Origin of the sequence: Neisseria sp. CP9 (genome assembly GCF_047758525.1) — a bacterium.
In the GTDB taxonomy this organism is placed as follows: domain Bacteria; phylum Pseudomonadota; class Gammaproteobacteria; order Burkholderiales; family Neisseriaceae; genus Neisseria.
Map to the genome: position 1 here is coordinate 1,545,438 of NZ_CP180502.1, position 14,244 is coordinate 1,559,681.

General features: G+C 54.5%; 11 protein-coding genes and 2 pseudogenes. 11 read left to right on the top strand and 2 right to left on the bottom strand.

Annotation, left to right across the window (positions count from 1 at the left end):
- Positions 1–46: 46 nt before the first annotated feature.
- The gene (locus ACMYUL_RS07455) at positions 47–1,327 is read right to left on the bottom strand and encodes a LysM peptidoglycan-binding domain-containing protein (protein WP_070513916.1); all 1,281 of its coding nucleotides are present in this window, start codon (positions 1,325–1,327) and stop codon (positions 47–49) included.
- 280 nt (positions 1,328–1,607) lie between these two features.
- Between ACMYUL_RS07455 and def the strand changes: the two genes are divergently transcribed.
- The 3 genes from def to ACMYUL_RS07470 all read left to right on the top strand — a co-directional run bounded on the left by def (position 1,608) and on the right by ACMYUL_RS07470 (position 3,921).
- Positions 1,608–2,111: a peptide deformylase gene (gene def / locus ACMYUL_RS07460; RefSeq protein WP_016688303.1), complete on the top strand. Its 504-nt coding sequence runs from the start codon at positions 1,608–1,610 to the stop codon at positions 2,109–2,111.
- A gap of 228 nt (positions 2,112–2,339) precedes the next feature.
- Positions 2,340–3,266: a methionyl-tRNA formyltransferase gene (gene fmt / locus ACMYUL_RS07465; RefSeq protein WP_016688302.1), complete on the top strand. Its 927-nt coding sequence runs from the start codon at positions 2,340–2,342 to the stop codon at positions 3,264–3,266.
- 133 nt (positions 3,267–3,399) lie between these two features.
- Positions 3,400–3,921, top strand: a complete 522-nt coding sequence (locus ACMYUL_RS07470; protein ID WP_415769720.1) for an O-acetyl-ADP-ribose deacetylase — start codon at positions 3,400–3,402, stop codon at positions 3,919–3,921.
- 118 nt (positions 3,922–4,039) lie between these two features.
- Here ACMYUL_RS07470 and ACMYUL_RS07475 read toward each other — a convergent pair whose 3' ends face one another.
- A complete protein-coding gene (locus tag ACMYUL_RS07475; RefSeq protein WP_308861361.1) occupies positions 4,040–4,324 on the bottom strand; it encodes a PepSY domain-containing protein in 285 nt (94 codons plus the stop codon).
- 172 nt (positions 4,325–4,496) lie between these two features.
- On the opposite strand from ACMYUL_RS07475, the gene rsmB reads away from it, so the two are divergent.
- The 8 genes and pseudogenes from rsmB (at position 4,497) to topA (ending at position 14,241) form a co-directional block, all read left to right on the top strand.
- A complete protein-coding gene (gene rsmB, locus ACMYUL_RS07480) occupies positions 4,497–5,756 on the top strand; it encodes a 16S rRNA (cytosine(967)-C(5))-methyltransferase RsmB (protein ID WP_415769722.1) in 1,260 nt (419 codons plus the stop codon).
- Positions 5,722–6,315: a DUF4390 domain-containing protein gene (locus tag ACMYUL_RS07485; RefSeq protein ID WP_003742625.1), complete on the top strand. Its 594-nt coding sequence runs from the start codon at positions 5,722–5,724 to the stop codon at positions 6,313–6,315. The genes rsmB and ACMYUL_RS07485 overlap by 35 nt, the downstream gene beginning before the upstream one ends.
- 3 nt (positions 6,316–6,318) lie before the next feature.
- Positions 6,319–8,442 (top strand): ATP-binding protein, encoded by a 2,124-nt coding sequence (locus ACMYUL_RS07490; protein WP_415769724.1) that lies wholly within the window; start codon positions 6,319–6,321, stop codon positions 8,440–8,442.
- Entirely contained in the window at positions 8,435–9,718 is a 1,284-nt protein-coding gene (locus ACMYUL_RS07495) for a sigma-54-dependent transcriptional regulator (protein WP_003763191.1), read from the top strand. The genes ACMYUL_RS07490 and ACMYUL_RS07495 overlap by 8 nt, the downstream gene beginning before the upstream one ends.
- Positions 9,719–10,148: 430 nt before the next feature.
- Positions 10,149–11,072: pseudogene (gene dprA / locus ACMYUL_RS07500) on the top strand (DNA-processing protein DprA); the annotation flags it as partial.
- A gap of 141 nt (positions 11,073–11,213) precedes the next feature.
- Positions 11,214–11,369 (top strand): annotated as a pseudogene (locus ACMYUL_RS07505) (DNA-protecting protein DprA); the annotation flags it as partial.
- Between the two features lie 25 nt (positions 11,370–11,394).
- Positions 11,395–11,850 carry a DUF494 family protein gene (locus ACMYUL_RS07510; protein ID WP_060974740.1) on the top strand — a complete coding sequence of 152 codons (456 nt, stop codon included), beginning with the start codon at positions 11,395–11,397 and terminating at the stop codon, positions 11,848–11,850.
- A gap of 84 nt (positions 11,851–11,934) precedes the next feature.
- A complete protein-coding gene (gene topA / locus ACMYUL_RS07515) occupies positions 11,935–14,241 on the top strand; it encodes a type I DNA topoisomerase (RefSeq protein ID WP_415772913.1) in 2,307 nt (768 codons plus the stop codon).
- The last annotated feature ends 3 nt before the right edge of the window (positions 14,242–14,244 follow it).

The following is a 14,244-nucleotide window of genomic DNA, read 5'->3' on the forward strand; positions in this document are numbered from 1 at the left end:
AACGTCGTCTGAAATTTTCAGACGACGTTGTGTTGCCGGCAATTTATCAATATTTATTGATGTTGCTGTGGATATTGTATTGGTTGTGCTCCGTATCGTGGGAATCTTGCGGCTCGTTGCGGACGTGCGGTTTGTCGTCAGACATGTTGTCCAGGTCGCGGCCTGGTTCGGATACGGTGTCGCCGATGTTGATGCTGGTCAGGTTTTCCAAAATGATGGCGGACGACAGATGTTCGCCGGTGCGGTATACCATAGCCAATGCGGTTTCTTCGGCAGGGATGGAAACATATTTAACGATGTTCTTACGGCCTTTTTTGCCGTCTTCCAAATCAACTTTCACTTGGCGGTCGCGTTTGTAAATGCTCAAGACCGTGCCTTTGTCCAAGCCGTCGGCGGAACCTTTGTTCAGAGTAACGGTTTGGAATTGTCCGGCTTCGTGTACACCGTCGAGGATGGAGATGACTTTACCGTCGATGTGTTGCGTCGGCGCGTGCGGCATGATTTGGAAGGGCTCGGTTTCGCCGTCCATTTTCAGCAGGAAGTCGCCTTTGCGGATTTCGGAAACGGCTTCTTCCACAATCATAGGCTGCGCGGTTTGGGTCGGTACTTTCGCCAGTGGATGCAGGCGGGTGTAGTATTCGCCGTCTTTCAGGTATTTGCGGTCTTCGTCGGAGGCGGAGTCCAGCGCGCTGTTGGTGTAGGGCAGGGTGCTGACGATGCCGCTGAAGACGACTTCTTGTCCGAGGTATTTGCGGGTATCGGGATCGGTCAGGTCTTTGACGGCGCGGTAAACCAGATAGCGGCCAGGTTCGGTAACGCCGTAGGCGTACACGCGTTCGCCTTTGCTGTACATGATGCGGTTGTCAGGGCCGTCGATCAGGCGCGGTGCGTCTTGGGTCTTCATTTGGTCGATGAACTGCGGGTGTTGCATGAACATGCGGTAGAAGTTCACGTTGACGGTTTGGATACCGTAGCCTGAAGAGGTTTCACGAACGCGCGGGCTGAGCTTGATGACGGGGATGCCGTCATTGCCGGTGGAGCCGTTTTCGAAGCCCAGTTGCGGGCGGCCGTTGACGTAGCGCAAAACCAACACTTGACCCGGATAGATCAGATGCGGATTGCGGATTTCGCCGCGATTTGCGCCCCAAAGGCGGTTCCACTGCCACGGGCTGTACAGATATTTGCCGGAGATGCTCCAGAGTGTGTCGCCGTTTTTCACGACGTAGCGTTGCGGCGCATCGGGGCGCACTTTTAATGAAGCTGCTTGAGTGTGGGCGGAAATTGCCATGCCCGCAACACAAAGCAGGGTTATAATACGTTGTTGCATAACCGTTCCCCTTGAAATTGATTCGGTTTGTCTTTAAATGATAAACGGAGAAAATGAAATGGCCGGGAGTTTGCAAAAACCGCCGTCCCCCTTTAAAAAACGTCAATGGGCGTTTCGTGCGCATTGAACGGAAATTCATTGGTACATATTTTATCATTGAATGTTAGTGTCATCACGGGAATTGTGAAGACAGACGCAAAATTTGTATGAAAACACACACAATCTGCTGCCGGATGCGTTTGAATGCGCGTCCCAAGTATTGAAAAACGAAGAGAAAATTATGGCTTTACTGAATATCCTGCAATACCCCGACGAGCGACTGCACACTGTGGCAAAGCCTGTCGAAAAAGTCGATGAGCGCATCCAAAAGCTGGTTGCCGATATGTTTGAAACCATGTACGAAGCGCGCGGCATCGGTTTGGCGGCGACGCAGGTCGATGTGCACGAGCGCGTCGTCGTGATGGATTTGACCGAAGACCGCAGCGAGCCGCGCGTGTTCATCAACCCCGTCATTGTTGAAAAAGACGGCGAAACCACTTACGAAGAAGGCTGCCTGTCCGTGCCGGGCATTTACGACACCGTTACCCGCGCCGAACGCGTCAAGGTCGAGGCTTTGAACGAAAAAGGCGAGAAATTCACGCTGGAGGCGGACGGGCTGTTGGCGATTTGCGTGCAGCACGAGTTGGATCACCTGATGGGCATCGTTTTTGTCGAACGCCTGTCTCAGCTCAAGCAGGGTCGGATTAAGACCAAACTGAAAAAACGTCAGAAACACACCATCTAAAAGCCGAATGATTACGGTTGGACAGGTCGTCTGAAAGAGGGAAGCGGCAGCAAGCCGTTGTTTTTCAAACTTTCAGACGACCTGTCGCAATGTTTGCCTATTCTTTTAAGATAGTGGTTAGAAACAGTAACAGCCGTATCCCGTAATCTGTTCCTTTCCGTCAGACGGAGACAAGCTTGCCGTTGCGGTACAGAGGTCGTCTGAAACCCATTTCCAAGGAGTTTCTCCATGAAAGTCATCTTCGCCGGTACGCCCGATTTTGCCGCTGCCGCCTTAAAAGCCATAGCCGCCGCCGGTTTTGAAATCCCGCTGGTGTTGACCCAGCCCGACCGTCCCAAAGGACGCGGGATGCAGCTTGCCCCGTCTCCCGTGAAGCAGGCCGCATTGGAATTGGGTTTGCGCGTAGCGCAGCCTGAAAAACTGCGCAACAACGCCGAAGCCCTGCAAATGCTCGAAGAGGTCGAGGCCGACGTGATGGTCGTTGCCGCCTACGGACTGATTTTGCCGCAAGACGTGTTGGATACGCCGAAACACGGCTGCCTCAACATCCACGCCTCGCTGCTGCCCCGTTGGCGCGGTGCGGCGCCGATTCAGCGAGCGATTGAAGCAGGCGATGCCGAGACGGGCGTGTGCATCATGCAGATGGACATCGGTTTGGACACCGGCGATGTGGTCAGCGAACACCGTTACGCCATTCAATCGACCGATACGGCGAATGAAGTACACGACGCGCTGATGAACCTCGGTGCGGAGGCTATTGTTGCTGATTTGCAACAATTAAAGGCAGAGGGTCGTCTGAAAAGCGTCAAACAGCCCGAAGAAGGCGTGACTTACGCGCAAAAATTAAGCAAAGAAGAAGCGCGTATCGATTGGAACGAAAGTGCGGCAGTGATTGAACGCAAAATCCGCGCCTTCAACCCCGTTCCCGCTGCGTGGGTGGAATATCAAGGCAAGCCGATGAAAATCTGGCGGGCTGAAGTAGTGGCACAACAGGGCAGGGCGGGTGAAGTGTTGTCTTGTTCGGCTGACGGCTTGGTCGTTGCCTGCGGCGAGAACGCGTTGAAGATTACCGAATTGCAGCCTTCCGGCAGCAAACGGATGCCGATTGCGGCGTTTGCGGCGGGGCACAAGATTGAGGTTGGAACGGTTTTGTAGAAGCCGTTTGCAGACTCATTAATTTTCAGACGACCTTTCTTCGGATAGCTTAGAGGTCGTCTGAAAATATCAGTAGGGAAACATTTGGTTTTGTTGAACTGACGACAAGATTCCCCACGTTTAGGAGCAGATCATGGCAGTGTTTGAAGTAGTCGAAGGCGATATTACGAAACTTGAAGTCGATGCCATCGTGAACGCCGCCAATTCCTCGTTGTTGGGCGGCGGCGGAGTGGACGGCGCGATTCACCGCGCGGCGGGGCGGGAATTGCTGGAAGAGTGTAGGCAGTTGAACGGCTGCCGCACGGGCGAAGCGAAAATTACCCAAGGTTATCGGTTGCCGGCGAAATTTGTGATTCACACCGTTGGGCCGGTTTGGTTCGGCGGACACCGCAGCGAAGCGGTCAAGCTGGCGGAGGCGTATCAAAATTCGCTGCTGCTGGCGCAAGAACACGGCATCCGCAGCATCGCCTTCCCCTGCATCAGTACAGGCGTGTACCGTTTTCCTGCCGATTTGGCCGCTGAAACCGCTTTGGTGATTTTGAAAAAAACTTTGCCGCAGTGTCCGACTGTCGAAAAAATCGTTTTCTGTTGCTATTCGCCGCAGGATGCCGAACGTTATCGGGCACTGTTGGAACGGGACGGGGCGGTCGTCTGAAAGTCCCAAATCAGGCAAAACGGCAGATAAAATGTTTTCAGACGACCTTAGGCAAGTTTGAGGTCGTCTGAAAACAGAAAAGCCGGACATGCAGTAGTCCGGCTTCCTTAAGAATCCATTAATCGTCGCAGTGGTTGTCGGTATCCACTTTGATGACGCGTCCGCTTTGTGAAGAAACGTCCACATCGTATTCGGTGCAGCCTCTGCGGATTTCGATTTCCCAGCGTCCGTCGCTGTGGTCGATGTCGGTAACGCGGCCGCCGCCGACGCGTTTCTTGGCGATTTTAACGGCTTGCGCTTGGGAGATGGAGCGGGAATGTTTGTGCGGTGCCGCTGCGGCGGTCAGACTGCCGGAAACGAGTGCGGCGGAAACGGCAAGCAGGGAAAGGAAGCGTAAATTCATGATGAATCCTTATGTGTGTTGAAAAGAACGGACTATATGGATATTGTCATGAGCGGGCAATCGGATTAACACAATTTGAATCTTGCCCCGAACACCGCCCGAACCGCTTGTGCGGCGTTTACATTTTTAACGAACAAATCGAACCGAAGCAGTCATTTAAGGAATTGAATTTATGAGTATGTCCCTCGCCCAAAAACTCGCCGCCGACAGCATTGCGGCAGTCGCCGAAGGGCGCAACCTTCAGGATGTGTTGGCGCAAATCCGCGCAGCGCATCCCGAGCTGACGGCGCAGGAAAACGGCGCGTTGCAGGATATTGCCTACGGCTGCCAGCGTTATTTGGGCAGTTTGAAACATATGCTCGCGCAGATGCTGAAAAAGCCGATTGACAATCCGCAGCTCGAAAGCCTGCTTTTGGCGGCGATGTACCAACTGCATTACACGCGCAACGCGCCTCATGCGGTGGTCAACGAGGCGGTGGAGAGCATCGCGAAAATCGGGCGCGGACAGTTCCGCTCGTTTGCCAACGCGATTTTGCGGCGTTTTTTGCGCGAGCGGGAGAAGCTGGAGGCTTCGTGCAAAAAAGACGATGTGGCGAAACACAACCTGCCGCTGTGGTGGGTGGCATACCTGAAAAACCATTATCCGAAACACTGGCACAATATCACTACCGCGCTGCAATCGCATCCGCCGATGACGCTGCGGGTCAACCGCCGCCACGGCAATGCCGAATCGTATTTGGAAAAGCTGGCGGCAGAAGGCATTGCGGCTAGGGCGTTGGACGAATATGCGGTAACGTTGGACGAGGCAGTTCCCGTCAGCCGGCTGCCCAGTTTTGCCGAAGGGCTTGTGTCGGTGCAGGATTTCGGCGCGCAACAGGCGGCGTATTTGTTAAACCCTCAAAACGGTGAACGGATTTTAGATGCGTGCGCCGCACCGGGCGGGAAAACAGGGCATATGTTGGAATTGGCGGATTGTCATGTTACCGCTTTGGATATAGACGAGGGTCGTCTGAAAAGAGTGAAGGATAATCTTGACCGTTTGGGGTTTCAGACGACCGCTCTGACTTGCGCCGATGCGCAGGACTTGGCGGCGTGGTATGATGGAAAGCCTTTCGACGCCATCCTTGCCGATGTGCCGTGTACCGCTTCGGGTGTAGCGCGGCGCAATCCCGACGTAAAATGGCTGCGCCGTCCGACCGATGCCGCCAAAACCGCCCGTCAGCAGGAGGCATTGCTGGACGCGCTTTGGCAAACCCTGACGAAAAACGGCAGAATGCTGCTTGCCACCTGCTCGGTGTTCGTCGAAGAAAACGACGTTCAGTTGCAAAAATTCCTCAACCGCCACGCCGATGCCGAGCTGATCGAATCGCGTGTGCTTTTACCGAACAAACATCAAGATGGCTTTTATTACGCGCTTATCAAAAAGCAGTAAACGGCTGTTTGGAACGCTGTTGCTCGCCCTGTCGCTGAATGCGGCGGCGGAGGGCATCAGCGTGACCCGCTCCGAGGCGAAGCTGACCGAAACCGGACAGCTTTCCGTCAGCAGCCGTTTCCGCACCGATTTGCCCGACCAGCTCAAACAGGCGCTCCGGCAGGGTGTGCCGTTGAATTTCACTTTGAGCTGGCAGCTTTCTGCGCCTTCCATGCCGTCTTACCGCTTCAAGTTTGACCAGTTGCTCAACAGCGACAACACCATCCACTACAAACTTTCCTTCCATCCGCTGACCAACCGCTACCGCATAACCGTCGGCACGTTTTCCACCGAATACGACACGCTTGAGACCGCCTTGCGCGGCGTAGGGGCGGTCGCCAACTGGAAAGTGCTGTCCAAAGGCGCGTTAAGCGGCGTTGCAGCGAAAGACACGCAAGCCGAAATCCGCCTGCTGCTCTCGACGGCGAAGCTGCCCAAGCCCTTCCAAATCAACGCATTGACTTCTAAAAACTGGCACTTGGATTCCGGCTGGAAGTCTCTGACCATCTCTCAGGAGTAAACCATGCGCCGCTTTCTCCTGATTGCCGTGTTGGCGGCGGTGGGACTGCTTTACGGACTGACCATAGCAACGGGCAGTACCAGCCCGCTGGCGGAATATTTCTGGTGGATTATCGCCCTGTGTGCGCTGCTGATGCTGGTGTTGATATCGGTTTTGACGCGCTATGTCCTGCTCCTCATGCGCGACAAAAGCAAAGGTGTGTTCGGTTCGCAGATTGCGCGGCGGCTGTCGGGGATGTTTACGCTGGTGGCGGTATTGCCGGGTGTGTTCCTGTTCGGCATTTCTGCGCAGTTCATCAACGGCACGATTAATTCATGGTTCGGCAACGATACCCACGAAGCCCTCGAACGCAGTCTGAACTTGAGCAAATCCGCGCTGAATCTGGCAGTGGACAACGCCGTCAGCAATGCTACGCCGGTGCAAATCGACTTGATCAGCACTGCGTCTGTGGACGGCGACTTGGGCAAAGCCCTGACAAATGCGGCTAAATCGGGCGGTTTTACCCAACTTTCGCTCTATGATGTCAAAACACATAAAACCGAGAAAAGTGTCAATCCGCTGAAACTAAACCAGCCCGAACTCGACAAAGAAGGATGGGATACGCTGGAGCAGACCGGCTCGATACGCAGTTTGGAAAACATAGAAAATGTCTTGTACGCGCAAGGCTGGATGCTGATCGGCGCGCACAACGGACGCGATTACGCCTTGTTTTTCCGCCAGCCCATCCCGCAGGATGTGGCGCAAGATGCGACGCTGATTGAAGCGGCGCGGGCGAAATACGCCGAATTGAGCTACACCAAACAAGGCCTGCAAACCTTCTTCTTGGCGACTTTGCTGGTTGCCGCGCTGTTGGCGATTTTCCTTGCCTTGGTGATGGCGCTGTATTTTGCCCGCCGCTTCGTCGAGCCAGTATTGTCGTTGGCAGAAGGTGCAAGGGCGGTGGCGCAGGGCGATTTCAGCCAGAAACGCCCCGTGTTCCGCAACGACGAATTCGGCAGGTTGACCCAGTTGTTCAACCACATGACCGAACAGCTTGCCATCGCCAAAGAAGCCGACGAACACAACCGCCTGCGCGAAGAAGCGGCGCGCCACTATCTTGAATGCGTGTTGGAAAGTTTGACCACGGGCGTGATTACTTTGGATGCCGAAGGTCGTCTGAAAACCTTCAACAAAGCCGCCGAACGGATTTTGGGCATTGAATTGGTGCCGCTTTGGGGCAGCAACTGGCACGACTGGCGCGGACAATCGCCGCAACAGACCCTGCTTGCCGAAGTGTTTGCCGCGATTGAGGAAACCGCCGATGCCGTCAAACCCGTCCAAGTCGAATACGCCGCCCCCGACGACGCGCGCATTCTCTTGGGTAAAGCCACCATCCTGCCCGACGACAACGACAACGGCGTGGTGATGGTGATTGACGATATTACCGTCCTTATCCGCGCGCAGAAAGAAGCCGCATGGGGCGAAGTGGCGAAGCGGTTGGCACACGAAATCCGCAATCCGCTCACGCCTATCCAACTTTCCGCTGAGAGATTGGCATGGAAATTGCATGACAAATTGGACGAACAACACGCCCAAATCCTCAGCCGTTCGACCGACACCATCGTCAAACAGGTGGCGGCATTGAAAGAAATGGTCGAAGCCTTCCGCAATTACGCCCGCGCCCCGTCGCTGAATTTTGAAAAACACGATTTGAACCGCTTGGTTGAAGAAGTGTTGCTGCTGTACGAGGGCGGGGCGTGCCGCTTTGTTCCGAACTTGTCCGACAAACCGCAGCCGATTTCCGCCGATACCACCGCCATGCGGCAGGTGTTGCACAATATTTTCAAAAACGCGGCGGAAGCAGCCGAAGAAGCGGAAGTTCCGCAAGTGAATGTCAGCGTCGGTGAAGATAGCGACGGACAGGTTTTATTGACCGTTTGTAACAACGGCAAAGGTTTCAGCAAGGAAATGCTGCATAATGCCTTCGAGCCGTATGTAACCGACAAACCGACAGGTACGGGACTGGGATTGCCCGTTGTGAAGAAAATCATCGAAGAGCACGGCGGCCGCATCAGCCTGAGCAATCAGAACGAAGGCGGCGCGTGTGTGAAAATAGCCTTACCCCGATTGGTAGAAACTTATGCGTAGCAGTGATATTTTAATTGTAGATGACGAAGTAGGTATCCGTGACTTGCTCTCGGAAATCCTCCAAGACGAAGGTTATTCCGTGGCTTTGGCGGAGAACGCCGAAGAGGCGCGCCAACTGCGCCACCAGACCCGTCCCGCCATGGTGTTGTTGGACATATGGATGCCTGACTGCGACGGGATTACCCTGCTCAAAGAGTGGGCGAAAAACGGACAGCTCAACATGCCCGTGGTGATGATGAGCGGACACGCCAGCATCGACACCGCCGTCGAAGCCACCAAAATCGGCGCGCTCGATTTTTTGGAAAAACCGATTGCCCTGCAAAAGCTGCTCTCTACCGTCGACCGCGCCCTCAAACACGGCGAAATGCAGATGGCGGCGGGCTTGTCCTTCGATAAACTCGGCAACAGCCCCGCCATTCAAGAATTCAAGCAACAGCTTGAGCCTGCCGTGAAAAAAAGCGGCCCCGTGCTGCTCAGCGGCGAAACCGGTTCGCCGTTTGAAATCGTTGCCCGTTATTTCCACAAAAGCGGTACGCCTTGGGTCGGACTCAGCCGCGTCGAACTCATTGCCGACGCGCCTTTGGAACTGCTGCAAAAAGCATCGGGCGGCACGCTTTATCTTGGTGATGCCGCGCAGTACAGCAAAAACATCCAAAACGGCATCAGCTTCATCCTCGGTAAGGCAGACCGTTACAACGTGCGTGTCATTGTCGCCGGCAGCCATGCCGCCGATGAAAGCCCGGCAGACGCCATTGCCGATGCCAAGTTGTCCGAACTGCTCTCCGGCAACGTTATCAGCATTCCGCCTTTGCGCAGCCAATCCGAAGACATCGCTTTCTTGGTCAACCAGGTCATGACCGAATTGGCGGACAGCGAAAAAATCCAGCCCGTCAAATTCAGCAACGGCTCGTTGACCGTCCTGTGTCAATACAATTGGCCGGGCAATTTCGACCAACTCCGCAGCGTCGTGAAAAACCTGATGCTGGAGGCGGACGGACAAGAAGTTCACGAGCAGGCAGTCGTTGCCGCATTGGGGCAAAAACGGGCAACGGTTGCCACTGAAATCGTCGGCGGTTTCAATTTCAACATGCCTTTGCGCGAACTGCGTGAAGAGTTGGAACGTCGCTATTTCGAGTACCACATCGCCCAAGAAGGGCAAAACATGAGCCGTGTCGCCCAAAAAGTCGGCTTGGAGCGCACTCACCTCTACCGCAAACTCAAACAATTAGGCATCAGCGTTTCCCGCCGGAGCGCAGCGGAAAAAGCAGAAGAGTAGGGCGGCAGTAGGATAAAAGGTCGTCTGAAAGCATACGGCACGCCGAGGTATGTTTTCAGACGACCTTGTTTGCCATTAATCTATTCGCTTTTGCCGTATCCAACTCACTGATGCGAATCCGGTTCATTTATTGAGTGCGCCATTTCCGTGCAGGGTGAGAAGGAATCACGGCTGCGTGCGACAATCATTTGAATAACAGATATTTCTACCGTATCGTGTAGAATATAAAAATATTACAAAAGTTACTAACGAGCTGCCGGCTGTTTGGCAGCATCCGCATGACGGTGAACGGACAGGAAACCGGAATCAGGCGCGGGAACGCTGTATCGGCTTAAAGCTTGCCGGCTTTATCTTTAAATACTGACATTTATCCGTTTTCAGACGACCTCCCGAACAAAGGTCGTCTGAAAACAACAAGGGGACACAATTCATGACGGAAAACGACCGCCTTGCCTGGCTGCAACTGGCGTTTACGCCTTATGTCGGCGCGGAGGGTTTCTTGCTCCTGCTACAACGTTTCGGCAGCGCGAAAGCCGCGCTGGATGCTCCGGCGGAGCAAATCGCCGCGATAGTGCGCCACAAGCAAGCAGCCGAATCTTGGCGCAAAGCGGAAAAACGGGCGTTGGCGCAAAAGGCTGCGGAAGCGGCGTTGCAATGGGAAACGGAGGACGGCTGCCGTTTGTTGCTGCTGCAAGATAAGGATTTTCCTGAAATGCTGACGCAGGGCATTACCGCACCGCCGGTTTTGTTTTTGCGCGGTAACGTGCAACTGTTGCACAAATCTTCCGCCGCCATTGTCGGTAGCCGTCATGCCACGCCGCAGGCGATGCGGATTGCTAAAGATTTTGGCAGGGCGTTGAGTGAAAAGGATATTCCCGTCGTGTCGGGTATGGCTTCGGGTATCGACACCGCCGCCCACCAAGGCGCGTTGCAGGCGGGCGGCGGCACCATCGCCGTCTGGGGAACGGGCATAGACCGCATTTACCCGCCGTCCAATAAAAACCTTGCCTATGAAATTGCCGAAAAAGGATTGATTGTCAGCGAGTTTCCTTTGGATACGCGCCCATTTGCGGGCAACTTCCCGCGCCGCAACCGCCTGATTGCCGCGTTGTCGCAGGTTACGCTGGTGGTCGAGGCTGCGTTGGAGTCCGGTTCGCTGATTACCGCCAAGCTGGCGGCGGAGATGGGGCGGGAAGTGATGGCAGTTCCCGGTTCGATAGACAATCCGCACAGCAAAGGCTGCCACAAGCTGATTAAAGACGGCGCGAAATTGGTGGAATGTTTGGACGACATCCTTCACGAATGTCCGGGGCTATTGCAAAATGCGGCAGTTCCATCATATTCTATAAATAAGAAAAACAAAAAAACGGAAAAACGCACTGCCGTCAGAGAGACGTCGTCTGAACCTGTTTTGCCGTTTTCAGACGACCTTCATGTCCGAAAACAGCCGGCCCCAGCCAATACGGTTGCCGCGCCGACATCAGAAGACGAGCTGCTGAACGCCATGGGTTACGACCCCGTGCATCCCGATATATTGGCGCAACAAACCGTATGGGCGGCGGCAGACGTTTACGCCCGACTGCTGGAATACGAACTCGACGGCATCGTCGTCGCCTTGCCGGGCGGACGCTACCAGCGCATAAAAGCATAATCGATTCATTCATTAAGGAACCAGCATGACAGAAGTCATCGCCTATCTCATCGAACACTTCCAAGATTTTGACAACTGCCCGCCGCCGGAGGATTTGGGCCGCCTGTTGGAAGATGCAGGTTTTGACGTAACGGAAATCGGCAATACGCTGATGATGATGGAAGTGTTGTTCAACACGTCCGAATTCGCCGCCGCGCCGTTCGACAGCCATGCCCTGCGCGTGTATTGCAACGAGGAAGTGGAAAACCTGCCGCAGGAAGTCATCGGGCTGATGCAGTATCTGGTTGCCGAACGCGCCATCACTTACGAGCAGCGCGAAATCGTCATCCACGCCCTGATGCACATCCCGCCCGAAGAAATCACGCTCGATACGGCGAAAGTGCTGGTGTTGCTCTTATTGTGGGCGCACAAAAGCGAATTGCCCGTCTTAATCGGCGACGACCTGATGGGCGCGCTCAACGGCAAAGCGACCATGCATTAAACCTTTTCAGACGACCTTTTGACGCAGCTTGTTCAGAAAGGTCGTCTGAAACGCATCATCCAATACATTAAAAGAGAACAAACAATGGCGAAAAACCTCTTAATCGTCGAATCACCGTCCAAAGCCAAAACCCTGAAAAAATACCTTGGCGGCGATTTCGAAATTCTGGCCTCCTACGGCCACGTCCGCGACCTTATCCCCAAAAACGGTGCCGTCGATCCAGAACACGACTTCGCCATGAAATACGAGCTGATCAAACGCAACGCCAAACACGTCGATGCGATTGTTGCCGGAGCCAAAGAAGCCGAAAACATCTACCTCGCAACCGACCCGGATAGGGAAGGCGAAGCGATTTCCTGGCATCTTTTTGAAATCCTCAAATCCAAACGCGGCCTGAAAAACATCAAGCCGCAGCGTGTCGTGTTCCACGAAATCACCAAAAACGCCGTCCTCGACGCCGTCGCCAACCCGCGCGAAATCGAAATGGACTTGGTTGATGCGCAACAAGCCCGCCGAGCTTTGGACTATTTGGTCGGTTTCAACCTCTCGCCATTGTTGTGGAAAAAAATCCGCCGCGGTTTGAGCGCGGGCCGTGTGCAAAGCCCCGCCCTGCGTCTGATTTGCGAACGCGAAAACGAAATCCGCGCGTTTGAAGCGCAGGAATATTGGACAGTGCATCTCGACAGCCACAAAGGCCGCAGCAAGTTCACCGCCAAACTCGCCCAATACAACGGCGCGAAACTCGAACAATTCGACCTGCCGAACGAAGCCGCGCAAGCCGACGTGTTGAAAGAACTCGAAGGCAAAGAGGCAGTCGTTACCGCCATCGAAAAGAAAAAGCGCAGCCGCAATCCCGCCGCGCCGTTCACCACATCCACCATGCAGCAGGATGCCGTGCGCAAACTCGGTTTCACCACCGACCGCACCATGCGTACCGCCCAGCAGCTTTACGAAGGTATAGACGTAGGGCAGGGCGCTATCGGTCTGATTACCTATATGCGTACCGACAGCGTGAATTTGGCCGATGAAGCGTTAACCGAAATCCGCCATTACATCGAAAACAAAATCGGCAAAGAATATCTGCCGAGTGCCGCCAAACAATACAAAACCAAATCCAAAAACGCCCAAGAAGCGCACGAAGCCATCCGTCCGACTTCCGTGTACCGCACGCCCGAAAGCGTCAAACCCTTCCTGAGCGCAGACCAGTTCAAACTCTATCAAATGATTTGGCAACGCACCGTCGCTTGTCAGATGACGCCCGCCAAATTCGACCAAACCACCGTTGATATTACCGTCGGCAAAGGCGTATTCCGCGTAACCGGACAAGTGCAAACCTTCGCAGGCTTCCTCAGCGTTTACGAAGAAAGCAGCGACGATGAAGAAGGCGAAGACAGCAAAAAACTGCCCGAAATGAGCGAAGGCGACAAATTGCCTGTGGACAAACTCTACGGCGAACAACACTTCACCACCCCGCCGCCGCGTTACAACGAAGCCACACTGGTTAAAGCCCTCGAAGAATACGGCATCGGCCGCCCCTCGACCTACGCCAGCATTATTTCCACGCTCAAAGACCGCGAATACGTTACCCTTGAGCAAAAACGCTTCATGCCCACCGACACAGGCGACATCGTCAACAAATTCCTGACCGAACATTTCGCCCAATACGTCGACTATCACTTCACCGCCAAACTCGAAGACCAGCTCGACGAAATCGCCGACGGCAAACGCCGCTGGATTCCCGTGATGGACAAATTCTGGAAACCGTTCATCAAACAAGTGGAAGAAAAAGAAGGCATCGAACGCGCCAAATTCACCACGCAGGAACTCGACGAAACCTGCCCCAAATGTGGCGAACACAAACTGCAAATCAAGTTCGGCAAAATGGGCCGCTTCGTCGCCTGCGCCGGCTATCCCGAGTGCAGCTATACGCGCAACGTCAACGAAACCGCCGAAGAAGCCGCCGAGCGCATCGCCAAAGCCGAAGCCGAGCAAGCCGAACTCGACGGACGCGAGTGCCCCAAATGCGGCGGACGGCTGGTGTATAAATACAGCCGCACCGGTAGCAAATTCATCGGCTGCGCCAACTACCCCAAATGCAAACACGTCGAGCCGTTGGAAAAACCGAAAGATACCGGCGTCCAATGCCCGCAATGCAAAAAAGGCAACCTCGTCGAGCGCAAATCCCGCTACGGCAAACTGTTTTACAGTTGCAGCACCTATCCTGACTGCAACTACGCCACGTGGAACCCGCCCGTCGCCGAAGAATGCCCGAACTGCCATTGGCCGGTCTTGACCATCAAAACCACCAAACGCTGGGGCGTAGAAAAAGTCTGCCCGCAAAAAGAATGCGGCTGGAAAGAGCAGATTGAACCGCCTGCACCGAAAGAGTGAGAT